At 67.2% G+C, this 16,655-nt stretch carries 17 protein-coding genes and 1 tRNA gene; 9 read left to right on the top strand and 9 right to left on the bottom strand.

Annotation, left to right across the window (positions count from 1 at the left end):
* Positions 1–111 precede the first annotated feature (111 nt).
* Together pyk and QH276_RS28790 are read left to right on the top strand one after the other, a co-directional pair.
* Positions 112–1,530: a pyruvate kinase gene (pyk, locus tag QH276_RS28785; RefSeq protein WP_280397353.1), complete on the top strand. Its 1,419-nt coding sequence runs from the start codon at positions 112–114 to the stop codon at positions 1,528–1,530.
* Between the two features lie 23 nt (positions 1,531–1,553).
* A complete protein-coding gene (locus QH276_RS28790) occupies positions 1,554–2,447 on the top strand; it encodes an acyl-CoA thioesterase (RefSeq protein ID WP_280406964.1) in 894 nt (297 codons plus the stop codon).
* Positions 2,448–2,537: 90 nt separating this feature from the next.
* On the opposite strand, the gene QH276_RS28795 is transcribed toward QH276_RS28790, so the two are convergent.
* Together QH276_RS28795 and QH276_RS28800 are read right to left on the bottom strand one after the other, a co-directional pair.
* Positions 2,538–2,942: a hypothetical protein gene (locus QH276_RS28795; protein ID WP_280397355.1), complete on the bottom strand. Its 405-nt coding sequence runs from the start codon at positions 2,940–2,942 to the stop codon at positions 2,538–2,540.
* Positions 2,943–3,095: 153 nt separating this feature from the next.
* The gene (locus tag QH276_RS28800; RefSeq protein ID WP_280397356.1) at positions 3,096–3,722 is read right to left on the bottom strand and encodes a low molecular weight phosphatase family protein; all 627 of its coding nucleotides are present in this window, start codon (positions 3,720–3,722) and stop codon (positions 3,096–3,098) included.
* Positions 3,723–3,885: 163 nt separating this feature from the next.
* Between QH276_RS28800 and QH276_RS28805 the strand changes: the two genes are divergently transcribed.
* On the top strand, positions 3,886–4,551 hold the full coding sequence (locus tag QH276_RS28805) for a hypothetical protein (protein WP_280397357.1): 666 nt from the start codon (positions 3,886–3,888) through the stop codon (positions 4,549–4,551).
* A gap of 81 nt (positions 4,552–4,632) precedes the next feature.
* Positions 4,633–5,124, top strand: coding sequence for an HAD domain-containing protein (locus QH276_RS28810; protein WP_280397358.1), 492 nt, complete (start codon positions 4,633–4,635; stop codon positions 5,122–5,124).
* Here the strand turns inward: QH276_RS28810 and QH276_RS28815 are convergent.
* Entirely contained in the window at positions 5,116–5,406 is a 291-nt protein-coding gene (locus QH276_RS28815; protein ID WP_280397359.1) for a hypothetical protein, read from the bottom strand. The genes QH276_RS28810 and QH276_RS28815 overlap by 9 nt on opposite strands.
* A 505-nt stretch (positions 5,407–5,911) precedes the next feature.
* Between QH276_RS28815 and QH276_RS28820 the strand changes: the two genes are divergently transcribed.
* Complete coding sequence (locus tag QH276_RS28820) at positions 5,912–7,231, top strand: hypothetical protein (protein WP_280397360.1); 1,320 nt, start codon at positions 5,912–5,914, stop codon at positions 7,229–7,231.
* Positions 7,228–7,809: a GNAT family N-acetyltransferase gene (locus QH276_RS28825; RefSeq protein WP_280397361.1), complete on the top strand. Its 582-nt coding sequence runs from the start codon at positions 7,228–7,230 to the stop codon at positions 7,807–7,809. Before QH276_RS28820 ends, QH276_RS28825 begins: the two co-directional genes overlap by 4 nt.
* A gap of 130 nt (positions 7,810–7,939) precedes the next feature.
* Here QH276_RS28825 and QH276_RS28830 read toward each other — a convergent pair whose 3' ends face one another.
* Together QH276_RS28830 and QH276_RS28835 are read right to left on the bottom strand one after the other, a co-directional pair.
* Positions 7,940–8,503 carry a histidine phosphatase family protein gene (locus tag QH276_RS28830; protein WP_280397362.1) on the bottom strand — a complete coding sequence of 188 codons (564 nt, stop codon included), beginning with the start codon at positions 8,501–8,503 and terminating at the stop codon, positions 7,940–7,942.
* A 255-nt stretch (positions 8,504–8,758) separates the two neighbouring features.
* Entirely contained in the window at positions 8,759–10,177 is a 1,419-nt protein-coding gene (locus QH276_RS28835; protein WP_280397363.1) for a hypothetical protein, read from the bottom strand.
* Between the two features lie 140 nt (positions 10,178–10,317).
* On the opposite strand from QH276_RS28835, the gene QH276_RS28840 reads away from it, so the two are divergent.
* A complete protein-coding gene (locus QH276_RS28840; protein WP_280397364.1) occupies positions 10,318–10,614 on the top strand; it encodes a hypothetical protein in 297 nt (98 codons plus the stop codon).
* Here QH276_RS28840 and QH276_RS28845 read toward each other — a convergent pair.
* Both QH276_RS28845 and QH276_RS28850 read right to left on the bottom strand, forming a co-directional pair.
* Positions 10,611–11,438: a hypothetical protein gene (locus tag QH276_RS28845; RefSeq protein WP_280397365.1), complete on the bottom strand. Its 828-nt coding sequence runs from the start codon at positions 11,436–11,438 to the stop codon at positions 10,611–10,613. The two genes, QH276_RS28840 and QH276_RS28845, sit on opposite strands and share 4 nt — an antisense overlap.
* A gap of 69 nt (positions 11,439–11,507) precedes the next feature.
* Positions 11,508–13,187: a serine/threonine-protein kinase gene (locus QH276_RS28850; RefSeq protein ID WP_280397366.1), complete on the bottom strand. Its 1,680-nt coding sequence runs from the start codon at positions 13,185–13,187 to the stop codon at positions 11,508–11,510.
* A gap of 510 nt (positions 13,188–13,697) precedes the next feature.
* Here QH276_RS28850 and QH276_RS28855 point away from each other — a divergent pair.
* Positions 13,698–14,207, top strand: coding sequence for an O-acetyl-ADP-ribose deacetylase (locus tag QH276_RS28855; protein ID WP_280397367.1), 510 nt, complete (start codon positions 13,698–13,700; stop codon positions 14,205–14,207).
* Between the two features lie 151 nt (positions 14,208–14,358).
* Entirely contained in the window at positions 14,359–15,480 is a 1,122-nt protein-coding gene (locus QH276_RS28860; RefSeq protein ID WP_280397368.1) for an alpha/beta hydrolase, read from the top strand.
* 38 nt (positions 15,481–15,518) lie between these two features.
* Here QH276_RS28860 and QH276_RS28865 read toward each other — a convergent pair whose 3' ends face one another.
* Both QH276_RS28865 and QH276_RS28870 read right to left on the bottom strand, forming a co-directional pair.
* Positions 15,519–16,079, bottom strand: coding sequence for a TetR/AcrR family transcriptional regulator (locus QH276_RS28865; RefSeq protein ID WP_280397369.1), 561 nt, complete (start codon positions 16,077–16,079; stop codon positions 15,519–15,521).
* A 316-nt stretch (positions 16,080–16,395) separates the two neighbouring features.
* Positions 16,396–16,482: transfer RNA gene (locus QH276_RS28870), tRNA-Leu, on the bottom strand.
* Positions 16,483–16,655: the final 173 nt, after the last annotated feature.

Consider the following 16,655-nt stretch of genomic DNA (forward strand, 5'->3'; position numbering starts at 1 on the left):
TTTCTGGGGGGGGGGGGGGGGGGGGGCCCCCGTACCCCCGTTTTTGGGGGGGGCGGCCGGGGCCGGGGGGCGGCACGGGACGCGACAACCCGGCAGGATTAGGCTCGACTCGTGATGCGACGGACGAAGATTGTGTGCACCCTCGGCCCGGCCACTGCCACCGAGGAACGTATTCGAGAGCTCGTCGACAGTGGTATGGATGTCGCCCGGCTGAATTTCAGTCACGGCGAACATGCCGACCACGCCGAGAACTACAAGAAGGTGCGGCAAGCCTGTGAGGACGCCGGCCGCGCCGTCGGCATTCTGGCCGACCTGCAAGGACCCAAGATCCGGCTGGGCCGTTTCGCCGAGGAGCGGACCATCTGGGCGACCGGTGAGGTCGTCCGCATCACCGTGGACGATATCGTCGGCGATCACGACCGGGTGTCCACCACCTACAAACAGCTCGCCGCCGACGCCAAATCCGGCGATCGGCTGCTCGTCGACGACGGCAAGGTCGGACTGGAAGTGATCCGCGTCGAGGGCAACGACGTGGTGTGTGAGGTGACCGAGGGCGGCCCGGTCAGCAACAACAAGGGTGTTTCGCTGCCGGGCATGGACGTTTCGGTGCCCGCTCTTTCCGAAAAAGACATCGAGGATCTGGAATTCGCCCTGAACCTGGGCGTGGATTTCATCGCGCTCTCGTTCGTGCGGTCCCCGTCCGATATCGAACTGGTCCACGATGTGATGGACCGGGTCGGGCGCCGGGTGCCGGTGATCGGCAAACTGGAGAAGCCGGAGGCGATCGACAACCTCGAGGCCGTGGTGCTGGCGTTCGACGCGGTCATGGTGGCCCGCGGCGACCTCGGCGTGGAGTTGCCGCTCGAGCAGGTGCCGATCGTGCAGAAACGCGCCATCCAGATGGCGCGGGAGAACGCGAAACCGGTGATCGTCGCGACCCAGATGCTCGAATCGATGATCGAGAATTCGCGCCCCACCCGCGCCGAGGCCTCCGATGTGGCCAACGCGGTGCTCGACGGCGCCGACGCGGTGATGCTGTCCGGGGAGACCTCGGTCGGCAAATACCCGATCGAAACCGTGCGGACCATGGCCCGCATCGTGCACGCCGTGGAAACCGAATCCACCAGCGTGCCGCCGCTGACCCACACCCCGCGCACCAAACGTGGCGTCATCTCCTACGCCGCCCGCGATATCGGGGAGCGGCTCAACGCCAAGGCGCTGGTGGCGTTCACCCAGTCCGGCGATACGGTGCGCCGGCTGGCCCGCCTGCACACGCCGCTGCCGTTGCTGGCGTTCACCCCCCTTCCCGAAGTGCGCAGCCAGCTGGCGCTCACCTGGGGTACCGAAACCTTCATCGTGCCCACCGTGGACAGCACCGACGCGATGATCAAACAGGTCGATCAGGCGCTGCTCAGCATGAACCGCTACCGCAAGGGCGACCTCGTGGTGATCGTGGCGGGCTCGCCACCCGGTACCGTCGGGTCCACGAACCTGATCCATGTGCACCGTATCGGCGAGGAGGACCACTGAATGAACCCGAACGGAGCCTGCCGGTGAGCGCGCCGGTGGACGCGCCCGAGACCGGCCGGCGCGGCGATCTCGATATCCTGCTGGAGCTGCTGGACCTCGAGGAAGTGGCCGAGGACGTGTTCCTCGGCCACCATCCGGAGAAGGTCGCCAGCCGGACGTTCGGCGGTCAGCTCGTCTCCCAGGCGGTGATGGCCGCCGGCCGCACCGCCGGGAGCCGGCCGATCCACGCGCTCAACGCTCATTTCGTGCGCGGCGGCGATGTGAAGAAGCCGATCGAATTCCACGTCGAGCGCCATCGCGACGGCCGGGCCTTCGCCAACCGCACCGTCACCGCCACCCAGGACGGCCAGGAACTGTTCGTCATGCTGGCCTCCTTCCAGGAGTGGGGTAAGGGCCTGGAGCACGCGCACGAACGCCCCGAGGTGCCCGACCCGGAGACCTTGCCGCGGGTGCAGGAGAGCTTCGCCGGGTTCGAGGACAAGCTGGAGATGTTCGTCAACGCTCCGCATCCGATCGATATGCGCTACACCAACGATCCGGCCTGGATCCTCAAGGGCACCGGCGAGAAGCTCAACCACAACCGGGTGTGGATGCGCGCCGACGGCACCCTGCCCGACGATCCGCTGATCCATGTGGCCGCGCTGAGCTACTCCTCCGACACCACAGTGCTGGATTCGATCATCACCACGCACGGATTGTCCTGGGGCCTGGACCGGATCGTCGCCGCCACGGTGAACCATTCCATCTGGTTCCACCGCCCGTTCCGCTTCGACGAATGGGCCCTGTATGCCACGGAATCGCCCGTGGCGGCGGGGTCGCGGGGGCTGGCCACCGGGCGTTTCTACTCCCGCTCGGGCGATCTGCTGGCCACCACCGTGCAGGAAGGCGTTATCCGGCATTTCCCGGCGCGGCGCTGATCCCACGCCGGTGCGGGCGCTATCGATCGCGCCTCACCGCGAGCGGGCAGCAGTGGCCTCGGAGCGGATTTCCGCGCCCCGGCACCGGTTCTAGACGCGGTCGGCCAGGAGCGGTTCGAGATCGACATCGGTGCGCTGTTCGGCGCTGAGCGTGAACGGCGCACCGGTGCCGAGCGCGTCCAGGCCGCGCAGCCGATCCTCGAGGGCGCCGATATAGCCGTCGGTGAGTTCGGCCGGATCACCCACCAGGCTCAGCGCGATCTCGAACGTCGAATGCCCGTCCGGTTCCCGGCCGGGATTCCCGGCGCGCCAGCGACTGTCGAATTCCCGGTGCCGGGAGTCGTCCTCGGCGACCGGCAGCGTGAAACGCCACGCGCAGACCTCACCGTCGTCGAGATGATCGGCCAGTTCCGTACGCACGGACTCGACCAGCTGTTCCAGCGTTTCCGGTGTGACATAAACATGAAGCGAAACATCCGAAATGCGTTTCGGCATGCCTGATTCCTGTCGTGTGTCGAACCTGCAACGGGAGTGATTCTCGGATCGGTGTTCCGGACCGCGAGTGTAGTGCGCGCGGCGGGGAAAGTCAGGCCCGCGAGTCACCATCCGGTATCGACCGCCGGCCGGGCGCTCATCCGGCGAAGCGGTTCACGCGTACCAGCCGTTGTGCTGGGCGGCGACGAGCGGGGAAAGCCGCGCCGGTGCGGGCGCCGGCTGCACCACCAGCGGTGGCCGCCCCCAATTCCGGTCGGCCGGCAGAGCGGCCGGGGCCAGCGCCACCAGCAACGGCACCAGCGCATCGGCGATCTTGTCCCCGACCTCGCAGTACGCCTTCGCGGAAAGCCCCACCGGGTCGGCGATGTTCTCCCGCCCCACCAGCGACAGATTGTGGCGGCTGCGATGCAGATCGGCCACGGTGCGCGCCCCCGTGACCCGCGCGATCCGATACGCCTCCAGCAGTGTGAACGTCCGCGACCCCGCGGCCCCCATCTCGGCGACCTCGTCCCGGATGTTCTCAGTCATGGTAAGGATCAGATCCGCGCGATCGATATGCTCGGTCTCGAGTTTGCGGGCCCGGAAGTTACTCGGATCCCCGCCCAAGCCGGTGATGGCCTCGGCAGCCCGCGGTTCCACCGGAAACCCCACCAGGGCCCGGGTTCCGGCGCTCTCGGCGGTGATCCCGGTCAACCGGTATTCGACCGCGATGGAACGGGTGAGCCGCTCGGCGATGACCGAACGGCACACATTGCCATTGCAGACGAACAGGATGTGCATGCGGCTACGGTAATTCGCCCGCGCGCCGCCCAAAACCGCTGTTCGTCCAATATCACACCCGCGCGCCGGTGAATTCATCTGCTCGTAGCATGCTGTTTTTTCTGCCCGCGGGAACAGGTCCGGTCCGGCCACATGCACGGGACGGCTGGCTTAGGGTAGGCGCATGGCCGCTGTCCCGCCTGTGCACAATTCGCCACTTTCGCCCGGAAATCACCCCGTGTGGGCGCTGATCGGCCCCGCCCTCGCCACGATCGTCGGCCTCTCGCTGGTGACCGGTGTCTACCGGCTCGACGGGGTTTCGCATCTACAGGTCGAACTAGGCTTGTCGAACGGGGGTTTCCTGCTGACGGGCGTCGTCGCTTATGTCGTCGCGGCCGCACTGGCCTTCCCACTCGGCTTCGTCCTCGCACCGCGTTCCCTGACCGCGGTTATCGTGCCGGCCATCGGTGTCATGTTCCTCGGTGTGCTGATCGTCGCGTTCGGCGGCGGCCCCGCCACCTTGCTGATCGGCCGCGTCCTCGGCGGTCTCGGCGCCGGCGCGGCCGTCGGGACGACGGTCGCGCTACTACGTCCCCTCGACGGTAACCGGCGGATCGCCGCGCTCGCGGTGGCGGCCGTCGGCGCCGTCGCCCTTGTGATCGCACCTCTGGTCAACCAGGTGGTCTCGGAAGCACTCAGCTTCCGGCTGGCCTACGCGATCGCCCTCCCGTTCCTGTTCGCGGCCCTGCTCGCCGCCACCATCACCGGAATCGTCCTCGCGGTAACCCGTCGCCCCACTCCACCACCCGGCTACGGCATGCCGAACCCCACCCAGCAATTCCACCACTGAACCCGCACTGGGCGTTCACCGGTCCGCCCCGGAACGCGATCGGTCCGCGCATCTTCGTCGAATATGAGCAGCCACCGCAGCATGACCGCCCGATCTCCACGCCCGCTGCTGTTCCTCGACGTCGATGGACCACTCCTCCCGTTCGGTGAAAGCCCTCGGCACGAACCGCGGGCCGCCGCAACGGACACACACCTTTCGCGGCTCAACACTGAACTGGGGCGACGGCTCGCAACGCTCCCGTTTTCACTGGTCTGGGCCACTACCTGGGAAGACGACGCGAACACCGAGCTCGCCCCCAGGCTCGGGCTACCAGAACTACCGGTCGTCCACTGGCCCGATTCCACCCCCGCGCACGAACACGAGGACCGATGGTTCGGCCTGTGCTGGAAAACCCGCACAGTGGTGGACTGGGCGGCCGGTCACCCCTTCGCCTGGATCGACGACGAAATCACCGAAGCCGACCACAGCTGGGTCCGCGCCCACCACCCCGCCCGCGCGTTCCTCCATCGTGTCGATCCCGCCCGCGGCCTCACCGACAGCGACTTCACGACCCTCGGCCAGTGGCTACCGTAACCAGGCGCCGTCGGCGGTGAGGATATCGGCGAGTCCGGCCACTGCTTGCCAGTGTCCGTCGCCTTGGATCTCGGCGGTGGTGAGGTGCGGGACGATCACCACGTCGGCGTCGTATTCGAGGATGTGCTGAATGGTCACCAGGGTGGCAAGTTTCGGTGCGGAAGGTCCGAAGACCGTGAACACCACCTCGAGGCTGTGCCGGTCGATGAGTCGATCCAGGTCGGGGACGCTGGTGTTGTGCGTGCCGATGACGAGTGCCCGTCGGCGATTCACTGGGCTCACTCACTGCCCTCCAAGCTGTCGCCGCCGACTGTCGCGACAGTGCGTGCGCTGCTCGAGACCACTTTCCTGTTGTGCGCGCCACCGGGCGATCACGCCGTCCACCTCGTCCTGGACGGTGGGCATCGCGGGCGGCGTTTCGAGAGCGCGTAACCCCTCGAGACACAGTTCTATGGTTGCGCGGTCGCAGCATTCGCTTTCACCCCACAGGGGAAGTGCCGCCGGCATCTCCTGGTTGATCGCCCGCTTCGGGAGGGGCGGTGGCTGAGTTCCTTCGCTGTGCTCGCTGTGCATGGTTCTCCCGGTCGATTCCGATGAGGGGCACCCGGCGCCGGGGTATTGCGGCTCGGTGACCGGCGTTACCGGCTGTCCGTCGATTCCTGTGCCCACCCGGCGCCGGGGTCGTTCTCAGCGTTGCGCACGCCGTGCCGCCGCAGGAGCCTCGAAAAGTCCACGGAGGGAATATGCTTCGGATAACCAGCAGGTCGGTGATGTCCGAGGGGGTGGGATGACTGTCAGCAGATGGACGGGCACGGAAGTCCGGGCACTCCGCCTGGCCGCGCTGCGCGAAACGCAGGAGGAATTCGCCGAGCGCGCCGGGTATGTGCTCCCGACGATCAAGAAATGGCATCGGGCGACATGGGACAAGCCGGTGCGGGGACGTTCGGCGGAAGCGCTGGACACAATGCTGCGTGAGCTGGATACCGATCAGCGTGCCCGGTTCGACGCGGAAATCGTGGCCGTGGACGCCTCCGGAAGTCGTACCGTGGAGAGCGTCGGTCAGTCGAGCATGCCGCTCGGAATGTATGCGTGGGAAGTCGACAGTGACGTGAAGCGTCGTGAATTCGGGAAAGTGGCCGCCGCGGTCACCATGACCACAGCCGGTTTGCCGTTCGGTGCGCATATCGGGTCGGCCGACGCGCAGCGGCTGCTGGCGGCGGTCGATGATCTGGAAGCGCGGGATCAGCAGTTCGGAGGCGGTGCGCTGGTCCAGTTCGCGCTCGAGCAACTCGCGCACGCCAAACACACACTGGACACCGCCGGCTACGACACCACGACCGGTAACGCATTCGCGTCGGCCACAGGACATTTGGCTGTCCTCGCGGGCTGGCTCGCCTACGACTCGGACTTTCACCAGGTGGCCCGGCGTTGTTACGCGGATGCGCTTGCGTTGGCGAGCGAAGCGGGTGACGAGGATCTGGTCGCTCACACATGCCTGTTTGCCGCGAACCAATCGATCACCCTTGCGCGAGAGGGAAAGGGCAGCCCACACCACGCCTTGAAACTGATCGACCGTGCTCGCGTGCTGATGCGAGGCCGGCCGCCGGGGCGGATCCACGCATTGATCGCCGTGCGGGACGCTCAGGCGCAGGCGCTGCTCAACGACCGGATGGGTTTCGGTCGCGCGGTCGCTACCGCCTGGCGGGAGATGGAGCAGGCCATCTCCTTCGAGCCGCTGGAGGAATGCCCGCAGTGGCTACGGTTCGTGACACCGGCGGAAATACGCGGCCACGAGGCACGCGGGTACGGCGAGATCGGCGAAACACCTAAGAGCATAGAGCTTCTCGACGCTGCGGCGGCAGACGAACCGGGCACCCGCAATGCCATCAACGATCGGGCGCATCTGGCCGCGGCTCATGCCCGGATGGGCGATATCCGGGCGGCAGTCGCTGTGGGAACGAGTGTGCTGGCCGACCTGGAGACCGTCACGTCGAGCCGGACGCTGCGAGTCATGGAGCCGATCCGGGCCGCAGACCATGCGGTGGCCGAGGAATTCCGCGACCGTTTCGCGGCACTGGAAGACGCCCTACGGAAGGACCTTACGTGACCGAACCTGTACTGCATCATTACACCGCCGCCCAAGCTCGCGAAATACGAGCCACTGTCGAAGACATCTACCGCCGGTCCTACGTCGATGCGATCGCGTCCGGCGACCCGTTCGATTCCCCCGAAGCGTTCATGCACAGGTTCGACGCCTACACCGATCCGTCCCGCAGCGGTGCGTTCGACCTTGTCGTGGCTACTGTCGGCGGCGCTGCGGCCGGCCAGACATGGGGGTGGCCGCTGCGACCCACCGGGGCGGGGTGGGAAGGACTGCACCTCGACGACGGTGGTTTGGACGATCGCGACCTGGCGGAGTTCACCGCCGAAACCGGCGATCGGACTTTCGCCCTGTCCGAGATCATGGTGTGCGCCGAACACACCGGCCGGGGCTTGGCCCGCGCACTCCACGACGAACTGTTGCGCGGCCGGTCCGAGCAGCGTGCGACCCTGCTGGTGGAGCCCGACAACGAGCGCGCCTATGCCCGCTATCGGAAATGGGGTTGGTACCGGGTCGGTTGGCTGCGCCCGAGCTGGGAGGACGCCCCCCGGTTCGATGTGTTGATGCACGACCTGCCGCTCTGAGCGGTGCTGCACCGCGCGGTTCATCGGTGTCGGTCGAAGCAGCGCAGTCGCGATCGAAGAAGGCCTCACAATTTTCGGAGAGGCCGACAGGACGATTTTCCGCTCGTGCAGGTTGCCGCGGTGAAGAAGTTCAAAGACCAGGCCCGGCAGCGTGGATGTTGTGGGCATCGAGGTGGAGCCGGTAGATCGCGGGCATCGGCATCGCGCGATGGAAATCCCAGGTGATGGCGGGGCAGCCGAAGCCGAGCAGCGCGCGGGAGATGAATGTGCCGTGGCTGCCGACGAGAGCCGGTCTACCAGCAGAGCCGGCCAGTTCGATCAGGGCACCGACCGCGCGCTCGGTGAGTTCGTCCAGGCTTTCCGCGCCGGGGCGAGCCCACTGTGGCCGAGCCCAGCTCTCCGCGTAGTGGCGCCCGTAGTCGGGGGCCGGTTCGATGCCCGAATCCCACTCGCGTAGCCGCTCGTCGATATGGATCGGCAAGCCGAGCAGCCGGGCCGCCGGTTCGAGTGTTTGCACAGCACGCAGGTAGGGGCTGGATACGATCACGCCGGGCCCGAGGCCGGCGAGGCAATCGGCCAGTCCGGTCGCCTGTGCTCTACCCGGTTCGGTCAACGGACGGTGGTAGTCGCTGGGCCCGGCCGGTGTGGGTGGGACGGACCGAGCGTGGCGGACCAGGACGATCGAGGACCTCACGCACATAGTTTCCAGTACTCGGCGGCGACCCTTCCCACGGCTTTCAGCCATTTGGTGCGGGCCGTGGATTGGGTTGTGCAGTCGGGCACGGGAATACGGGACGAGTGGGGCCAGGCCGGCGCCCGCGCATCGGGCCCGCACCGCACCGGCTGGTCTCACCGTCACCGAATGGGTCGGCTATCGCGGCAGCTGTCTCGGGAGTGCCGCTGGTCGCCGCGTGCCTGTGTAGCCCGCACCGCGACTGCCCTGCGGGTTTCACGGATCGATCACGGGTGCGAAGGCCGCCCGCACATCGGCTTCGGTGGTCGTGACGTAGTGGTCGGGACCCGGGTCCCCGAAGGTGTACATCTTCGCCGGGCAGGTCGCGCCGCCGATCTCTACCCGGGTGTCGAGGATCAGGCGGGCGGTCCGGACTTCGAAGACGCGCAGGGGAATCGCTTTCTTGCGGAAGGTGAGATCGAAGAGTCGGTGGTTGCTGTGCGATTCGTAGGTGCAGGTTTCGACGGCACTACCGAACTCGGTCTCGCCCACGCACAGGATGAGCACCGCGTCGGCGGCGTCCCCGGCTCGCCAGTCCGCGGGAAATTGCGTCGTGCTGCTGTCGTTTCCGAACAGCAGTGCCTTATTGGGCCGTGCGGTGCGGTAGGGTACCGCACCGCTGTACGGTCGTGGCGTGCGGCAGTAGGCGGGCTGGGTGTTTCCGGGTGCGGGCCGCAGCAGTGCACGCAGCTGATCGAGCTCGATGAGTTGGGTGGCTCGTGTGACACCCTTTCGGGCCCGGTCGGCGAGGGCATGCTGTGGATAGAGTTCCAGCAGTTGCCGGTAGCGATCTCGCGCTTGTTCCCATTCGCCGATCTTCAGGAGTGTATCGGCGCATCCGACGAGCGCGGCGGGCGCGACTCGGTCGACAGCGTCGGCGGCCCGGCCGAGCACCGGCCCGCGGGGTGCCCGTTCCCGCAGCCAATCCGTGACGGCGGCATTGGCGCAGTCACCTGGTCCGGGGAGCAGGGCGAGGAATTCGTCGAGGACCCGCGCGGCCATCGCCTCATGGCCCGGCCACTCGGTGAGAACTCTGTTCAGCAGTTCGTATCCGGTGATCAGGGCAGCGATATCACCGGCTGCCGCCAGGCTCAATTTCTTCTCCGCGTCATCCAGCAACGCGCAGACCCGGCCGGTCTGGTCGATCCGGGCGGTCAGCGGAGCTCCGGCGAGGTAGTGACCAGCCCACAGCCTGTTGGCGGCCGAGATTGCTCGAGCGCAGTCTCCCTCTGCGCGGGCGTCTGCGACGCTCTGGTCGATCGCGTGCGCATCGATACGGATGAGTGCCAGGGCGAGCACCACGGGGACAGTGACGGCGGTCGCGAGCAGCCATTGGCGTGCGGGGGTTCGGGGTCGGCCGTGTCCCGGTTGCCGGGTGGCGAGCCGCAGTCCGTGCGCGGTGACGGCGCTCCACCACAGCAGCACAACGACTTCGAACCAGAACGAGCGCGCCGCAAAGACCAGAATCGCGACGAGTGCGAGCGTGGCGGTGAGGGTGGCGGCCGCGAGCCTGCGTCGGCCCAGCATCAGATAACCCACCCCGAGAAGCGAGGCGTTGGCGAGCGCGACCGCGAGCGGGTTACGCCGTCGGGCACCGACTTCGGCTGACTCGGGGGAGGGATTTTCATGTGACATGGCCCGAGTGTCGGGCGCGTGGGCCCGGACCGGTCCGGAGGCGGCAGCGCTAGCTTCGCCCCGGCACCGGGGTCCGGCCGCCATCGGCCGGAAGCTCGCAGCGTGCTCGACGAAAGGAGAACATCGTGTTCGGAGGAAGAATGTCCACGCTTTGTCGCGGCACCGCGGCGCTGGCCGCGGTAGCCGCCCTGTGCGCGGTCGGTGACCGGGCGCCGGCGCCGGCCGCCGCGACCGTCGCCCACCCGGTCCGCACGGTCGCCCAACCGGATCCGTGTGGAGCCAACCAGTACGGATGCCACGCACCGTACGGGGCATGTGACAACTACCAGCCGGGTTGCGCCGGACCCTACGACTCCGGAATCGAACCGTACGACTACGACCAGAACCGGCCGTACTACACCTCCGGCCTCCACGTCGAGGGCCGCGGCGTGTTCTAGTCGAGCAGGTCGAGATCCCGCGGCACCAGGGTGGCCGAACGGGTCAGCTCCTGGAGCAGGTTGTGGTTGAGCATATTGCCGATGGGTTCGCAGAGCTGGTCCCGGGTGAGTCCCGGGACCGGTTCGCGACCACAGGAGCGGGCGTACTTCTCGTTCGACAGCCTGGCGCGGACCCGGCCGACCAGTTCCGCCACACGCCGCCCGGTCCAGCCGGCCTGCGGTTGCAGCGCTGTCAGCAGGGCCGCAGTGTCCTTCCAGCTCCATGGCTGCGGCCAGCGTTCGTGGTACAGATACGCCTGCCCCAGGGCCACCAGCACCAGTTTCTCTTCTGGTTCCAGCGGCCACGGTGGCGGCTGATCGGTGACGTGCTCGTGGCGCGGGGTATGCCGGATCTCGTCGTCCCCGGTCACGTAGATCTCCAGGAGATATTCACGATCGTGTGATCCGCGCAGGAAAACCGGGGTGTAGCCGGTCGGCAGTGGTAGCGGATCCTCCCCCTCGAACAATGTCCGGGACTCCGGCAGCCGTAGGGGTGCGCGACCGGTGTTGCCGAGCCGCCAGCGGTCGTGGCGATAGGTCAGGGTGCCGTGGACCCGGCTGACCTGCAGGTCGTCCTGCCCGATGCCGACATGAACCTGTTCTATGTTCCGGCCGAATCTGATGACGGTGTGCTCGCGTGGGATTCCGTGCACCCCGCCGGTGGTGGAGAGCACCGAGATCGTGCCCGGTGCGGTACCGGTCACTCCGGCGGTCAGGCCGTGTCGCGCGGCCGACAACGCGTACACACTCGCCCCGGCGGCCCTGTTCTGTTTCTGCGTCACCACAGTCTTCTCCTCACGGTCGGGTCCGGGTGCCGAGCCTGGCATGCAATGCGGCGGACCGGTCCGGGCCCGTCACCGCGTCAGATTCCCCGCGACCGCGGTGGCGAGTTCGGTCACCACTGTGCATCGCTGCTGCGGCGGTTGCGATCCGGTGAACGAGACCACCACGACTTCGACCCGGTCGAGATCGGAAGGGCCCCGGAAGTGGCGATATTCGATCTGGACGGTGCAGTCGTCGCGCGCTTTCACACCCTCCCGGCGGAAACCCGCCAGGCCGGCGAGCATCAGCGGCTGACCGGACGCTGCTGTTTTGGGTGCGTCCCGGTCGTAGCGCACGGTCACATGGCCGTCGATGGTGCTGCTCCACCGACACGACCAGCCGGCCCAACCGGGTACCGGGTGCAGAGCATCGATACCGGCCACCCGGCCGAGAGTCACCGGATCCAGTTGAGCGCACGCATCGTGGTGGGCCAGCGAATCCGCAGGAAATGGCTGTGGACGCCGCGGAAGCGGGCCTTGTCGAAGGAGTTCGCGGGCTCGGTCGGCGACGGTGTCGGCCAGCGTGCACGGGTCCGGTCCGGCCGCTGCCTTACGTTCGCCGGTGACCTCCACGGTGCCGCCACCGATCACCAGGGAGCGCACACATCGCGCGCTACCCGCCGGTTCGGACACGACACTGATATTGCCGACGTGAACCACCGCGACCTGAGAAGACGGCTCCGGCGCATCCACCGACAACCGCAGTCGGACCCGTCCGATATCCGGGTGCTCGTCACCACCCCACAACCGCACCCGCAAATCGCAGGTGTCGAAGCTCCCGCCGTCGGTAACCAGATCGATCCGCCCATAACCGGACAGCACCGCCGGATCCAGCAGCGCGCAAGGGTCGGCCGTGCGGGGGTCACCGACGAGGTCCGCCGGTGATGGCGGCGGGACAGCGACGGCGGCCACCACGAGCAGGACCAAAGCGATCAGTTCGGCTCCGACGAGCACTACCCGGCGTAGCACGGCCGGGTCCCGGTCGCGCGGTATCCGCTCCAGTTCGGCGAAGCGGGCGGCCGCTACCGCAGCCGACGGCCGCTGATGCGGGTCCCGCGCTGTCAAATGCGCCAGCAATGCCTCCGGACGCCCCGGCCGACCTCCGGTAACCGCTAGCAGGGACGCGCCCAGCGCGAACACATCCGATTTCGGGCTCACCGGCGCACCACGGGCGAGTTCCGGCGCACAGTAGTGCCACTTGCCCAGCGGGGAGCCCAAATCGGGCGTTTCCCCGGTTCTCGCGCTGCGTAGGTCCACCGAGCTGCCGAAATCGGTCAACCGGGCCTCTCCGCCTTCGGTGACGATGATGTTTTCCGGGGAGACATCGCAGTGCACGATGCCGGACTCGTGGGCGTGTGCCAGCGCACCGGCGATTTGCTCGCCCACAGCGACGGCCCGCGACCGCGCCAGTTCAGGTGCTGCCCGCGCGAGTTCGGCCAGCGACCGTCCCGGCACATATTCGGTGACCAGCCAGAACACTCCGTCGTCGACGAACATGTCGTGTACTGCGACGATATTGGAGTGGCGGAGACAGGCCGCGTTCCGGGCCGCGTTCCGTAGCCGCGGAACACCGTCCCTACCGTTTGGGCACTTCAGGACGACGTCCCGGCCGAGTTGTTCGTCGCGCGCCCGCCAGGCCATCCCCTCCCCGCCGAGGGTGAACAATTCGCGCAGGGTGTAACGGCCCGCGATCGTATCGCCGACCCGCGCCATCTGCCCGTCCTCGTTCCGGTGTTCGAAACTCCGTGCGCGAGAGTATATCTGAGCTCAAGCCGTACGGCCTACGATCCGATGCGGACCAGGATGTTCGAGGACCGTCGTCCCGGCCACGGGCGGGCCCGCTCTCGGCAGAAGCGTCGGCGGCTCTGACCCTGTACGAGGGGATCGCCGACGTACCGGGGCTGATCACCGAATGCGCATCAGCACGGCAGCTTGCCGGCATGGGCTTCGGTCACGACGTTACGGTGGCTACGGAAATGGATGCCACCACCACGGTTCCAGTTCTCGTAGACGGCATGTTCATAGAAGGTGGTGCCTCCACCCGCGTCGTCGACCGTACCGAGAACCGGTCGCGAAATCGTTGGTGACCGAAGGGAATTGCCGAAACCTGGGCAGATATTCCACTGGCAGTGGTGCGGGATTTGCCGTACGCGTACCTGCCGGCTCGGGGGTACGTCGCATATCCGATGGTGTGGCGTGGGGTCGTGCCAGCACAATGGGCCGATGACGCGAATGGAGGCAGTGCGCGGGGACATCACCGAACAGCGGGTCGACGCGGTGGTCAACGCCGCGAATTCCTCGTTGCTCGGTGGTGGTGGCGTCGATGGCGCCATTCACCGCAAAGGTGGACCCGAGATCTTGTCGGCGTGCCGAGACCTGCGCGCCGCGCATCTCGGCAAGGGGCTGCCGACCGGGCAGGCGGTGGCGACGACCGCGGGACGCCTGCCCGCGCGCTGGGTGATCCACACCGTGGGCCCGGTATGGTCTGCCACCGAGGACCGCTCGGCGTTGCTCGCCTCCTGCTACCGCGAATCTCTGTGCGTGGCAGCGGAACTGGGCGCCGAGACTGTGGCCTTCCCCGCGATCTCCACCGGCATCTTCGGCTGGCCGATGGACGATGGTGCCCGAATTGCCGTCGAAACGGTGCGTACCGCTGAAACGGCCGTCGAACATGTGCGGTTCGTGCTGTTCGACGAGCGAGCACTCGCGGCCTTCACCGCAGCACTGGAATAGCTCGGACGTTGCACTGATCTACCAGCGGAGGCGTGAGACCCGTGACCCCGCCGCCTTCTTGACTGGCGTCCAAGAAGTGTTTACCGTAACCGCGATCTCCTTCTTGGACGGCGTCCAAGAAGAGTGGTGGTGAAGCGGGAGGACGCGAGTCATGGAAATCAGTGGGCCGGCCGATCGGCGCGAGGCGGTAGCGGTGCGGCGGAGTGAGGTCTCGTTCCCCTCTGAACAGGTCGAATGCGCGGCATGGCTGTACACCGCGCCCGAGCTGCACGGCTCGCGTCCGATGGTGATCATGGGGCACGGGCTCGGGGCGGTGCGGGAGATGCGCCTGGATGCCTACGCGCAACGGTTCGCCGAGGCGGGGTGGTCGGTGCTGGTGTTCGACTACCGTCACCTCGGGGCCAGCGGCGGAGCGCCGCGCCAGCTCCTCGATATCGGCCGCCAACGCGCCGATTGGCATGCCGCCCTTGCTTTCGCGCGCACGCTTCCGGAGGTCGATGTCACCCGGATCGCGTTGTGGGGCAGCTCGTTCGGCGGCGGACATGTCCTTCGGGTCGCCTCCGAAGACAGCCGTATCGCGGCGGTCGTGGCCCAGTGCCCCTTCACCGACGGACCGGCGTCGTTACGCTCGCGTATCCGGACCGGCCCGTTGAGCGCGGTAGCGCTGACAGTGGCAGGCATCCTCGACACGGTAGGTTCCTGGTTCGGCGCGAAGCCGATCCTGTTGCCGATGGCGGGGACGTCCTGGATGCCCGCGTTCGTCGCCTCACCCGACGCCCTCGCCGGCGCTTCCGCCCTCCTGCCCGCGGGGACCCGGCTCTCGCGGCGCACCAGCGCGCTGTTGAAACGGCTGCCCTCGGTGCGGGCGCATGTGTCGAAGAACATCGAGCTGACCGAGATCGACAGTAGGGAAGAACCCGTGACCGGTGTCGGTCGCGACAGCATATGGGGTGTACTGCGCGGCCCGGACGCTGAATTCGATGCCGCCAACGCCCTGGCCGCACGGCTGGTGCTGCACCTCCCGCTCGATCGGCCCGGTCGTGCACTGGCGCGCTCCAGCACCCCGACACTGCTGTGTGTCTGCGACAACGACGCGGCCGCGCCCGCGAAGCCCACCATGCGTTACGCGCAGGGCCTGGCACACGTGCACGTCCAGAACTACCCGTGCGACCACTTCGACATCTACGTGGGCGATCACTTCGAACGCGCCGTGCGTGACCAACTCCATTTCCTGGCAACACAATTCGACTACACCGCACGCACCACGCAGTAGGGTGCCCCTGGCTCGTGGACGTGCGGAAGACCAGGCACTCAGCCGGCGGTCGCGGCAAGACCGCGAGCGCTGTTGAGCAACGTCTCGATCACCGCGCGCCGCTGAACCTGATCCCTCGGATGCGTCAGCAAGCCCTCGACAACGAAAACGCCGATCGTAACCAGCGAATCCACTTCATCAGCGGGCACGCCGAGCTCGATCAGCTCCGCCCGGAACAATCCCTCGGCCAGTGCGTGGAACTGCTCATGCCATTCGCGAATGGACGCGGACTCCTCGGCACGCGTGTGCACCGTGCTGACCAATCGCCCCAGCTGCTCCAATTCCTCGACCAGCCACAACAGGCGATCGGCCAGCCCCGAACCCAGCACTTCGCTGTAGGCGGCCATCGAGTCGGCCAGGACCGCATCCAGGACCGCGATCAATACCGCGTCCTTGTCCTGGAAGTACCAGTACAGCGTGTTCGACACCACTCCGGCGGCGCGGGCGATCCGCGTCATCGACGCCGCGTCGTATCCCTCCTCGACGAACAACCGCCGGGCAGCGGCCACGATCTCCGCGCGCTTCTCTTCCCGATCCTGCGGACGTCTGTTGCGAGGCATCTCCAGTCCTGACCTAGTACCGGCCCCGATGCTATCTTGACCATCCCCCGAGAACGGCTTCGGCGGGCGAACTGTCGAGCAGGCGGTCCGACCAACATCCTCGTCAAAGCGCTGGAGATGCAACGGGGAGGTCGGAGACCGAAGCGGGCGTAGCTGACGCACGCAGGCGACCACGAAGACGCTCGTTCTGCACGGGCATCTGTTCCCCCGACGATCTGGGCGCGATGGCAAACGGAATGAAGTCCGGTCCGCGGGTTACTGCGGATCGGGTGACGGCGGGAGAGGGGACCGGGAAACGGAAACCGCCGCCCGACCTTGGTGCCGAGTGTGGGACTCGAACCCACACGTCCTTTCGGACAACGGTTTTTGAGACCGTCGCGTCTGCCAGTTCCGCCAACTCGGCGCACCGGGTGCAAATGATAGCCCGCCGCGGCCGGATCGCCGAATTCCGGGTCCGCCGGGGCGGCGGAGGGGCGATATGCAGGGTGTATGCCATGGTGTTCGGAGGTGAACGGTAGTCTCTAGAGCACCCGATCGCGTGACGGCGGATCGACGGCCGGGCATCGGTGTCGATCT

Source organism: Nocardia carnea, from assembly GCF_029869215.1.
In the GTDB taxonomy this organism is placed as follows: domain Bacteria; phylum Actinomycetota; class Actinomycetes; order Mycobacteriales; family Mycobacteriaceae; genus Nocardia; species Nocardia carnea_B.

Coding starts and splice junctions, on each gene's coding strand:
- QH276_RS28820 (WP_280397360.1), top strand. CDS start 5,912: ATGACTGTCAGCAGATGGACGGGCACGGAAGTCCGGGCACTCCGCCTG.
- QH276_RS28835 (WP_280397363.1), bottom strand. CDS start 10,177: ATGTCACATGAAAATCCCTCCCCCGAGTCAGCCGAAGTCGGTGCCCGA.
- QH276_RS28805 (WP_280397357.1), top strand. CDS start 3,886: ATGGCCGCTGTCCCGCCTGTGCACAATTCGCCACTTTCGCCCGGAAAT.
- QH276_RS28855 (WP_280397367.1), top strand. CDS start 13,698: ATGACGCGAATGGAGGCAGTGCGCGGGGACATCACCGAACAGCGGGTC.
- QH276_RS28810 (WP_280397358.1), top strand. CDS start 4,633: ATGACCGCCCGATCTCCACGCCCGCTGCTGTTCCTCGACGTCGATGGA.
- QH276_RS28795 (WP_280397355.1), bottom strand. CDS start 2,942: ATGCCGAAACGCATTTCGGATGTTTCGCTTCATGTTTATGTCACACCG.
- QH276_RS28850 (WP_280397366.1), bottom strand. CDS start 13,187: ATGGCGCGGGTCGGCGATACGATCGCGGGCCGTTACACCCTGCGCGAA.
- QH276_RS28800 (WP_280397356.1), bottom strand. CDS start 3,722: ATGCACATCCTGTTCGTCTGCAATGGCAATGTGTGCCGTTCGGTCATC.
- QH276_RS28860 (WP_280397368.1), top strand. CDS start 14,359: ATGGAAATCAGTGGGCCGGCCGATCGGCGCGAGGCGGTAGCGGTGCGG.
- QH276_RS28865 (WP_280397369.1), bottom strand. CDS start 16,079: ATGCCTCGCAACAGACGTCCGCAGGATCGGGAAGAGAAGCGCGCGGAG.
- QH276_RS28840 (WP_280397364.1), top strand. CDS start 10,318: ATGTCCACGCTTTGTCGCGGCACCGCGGCGCTGGCCGCGGTAGCCGCC.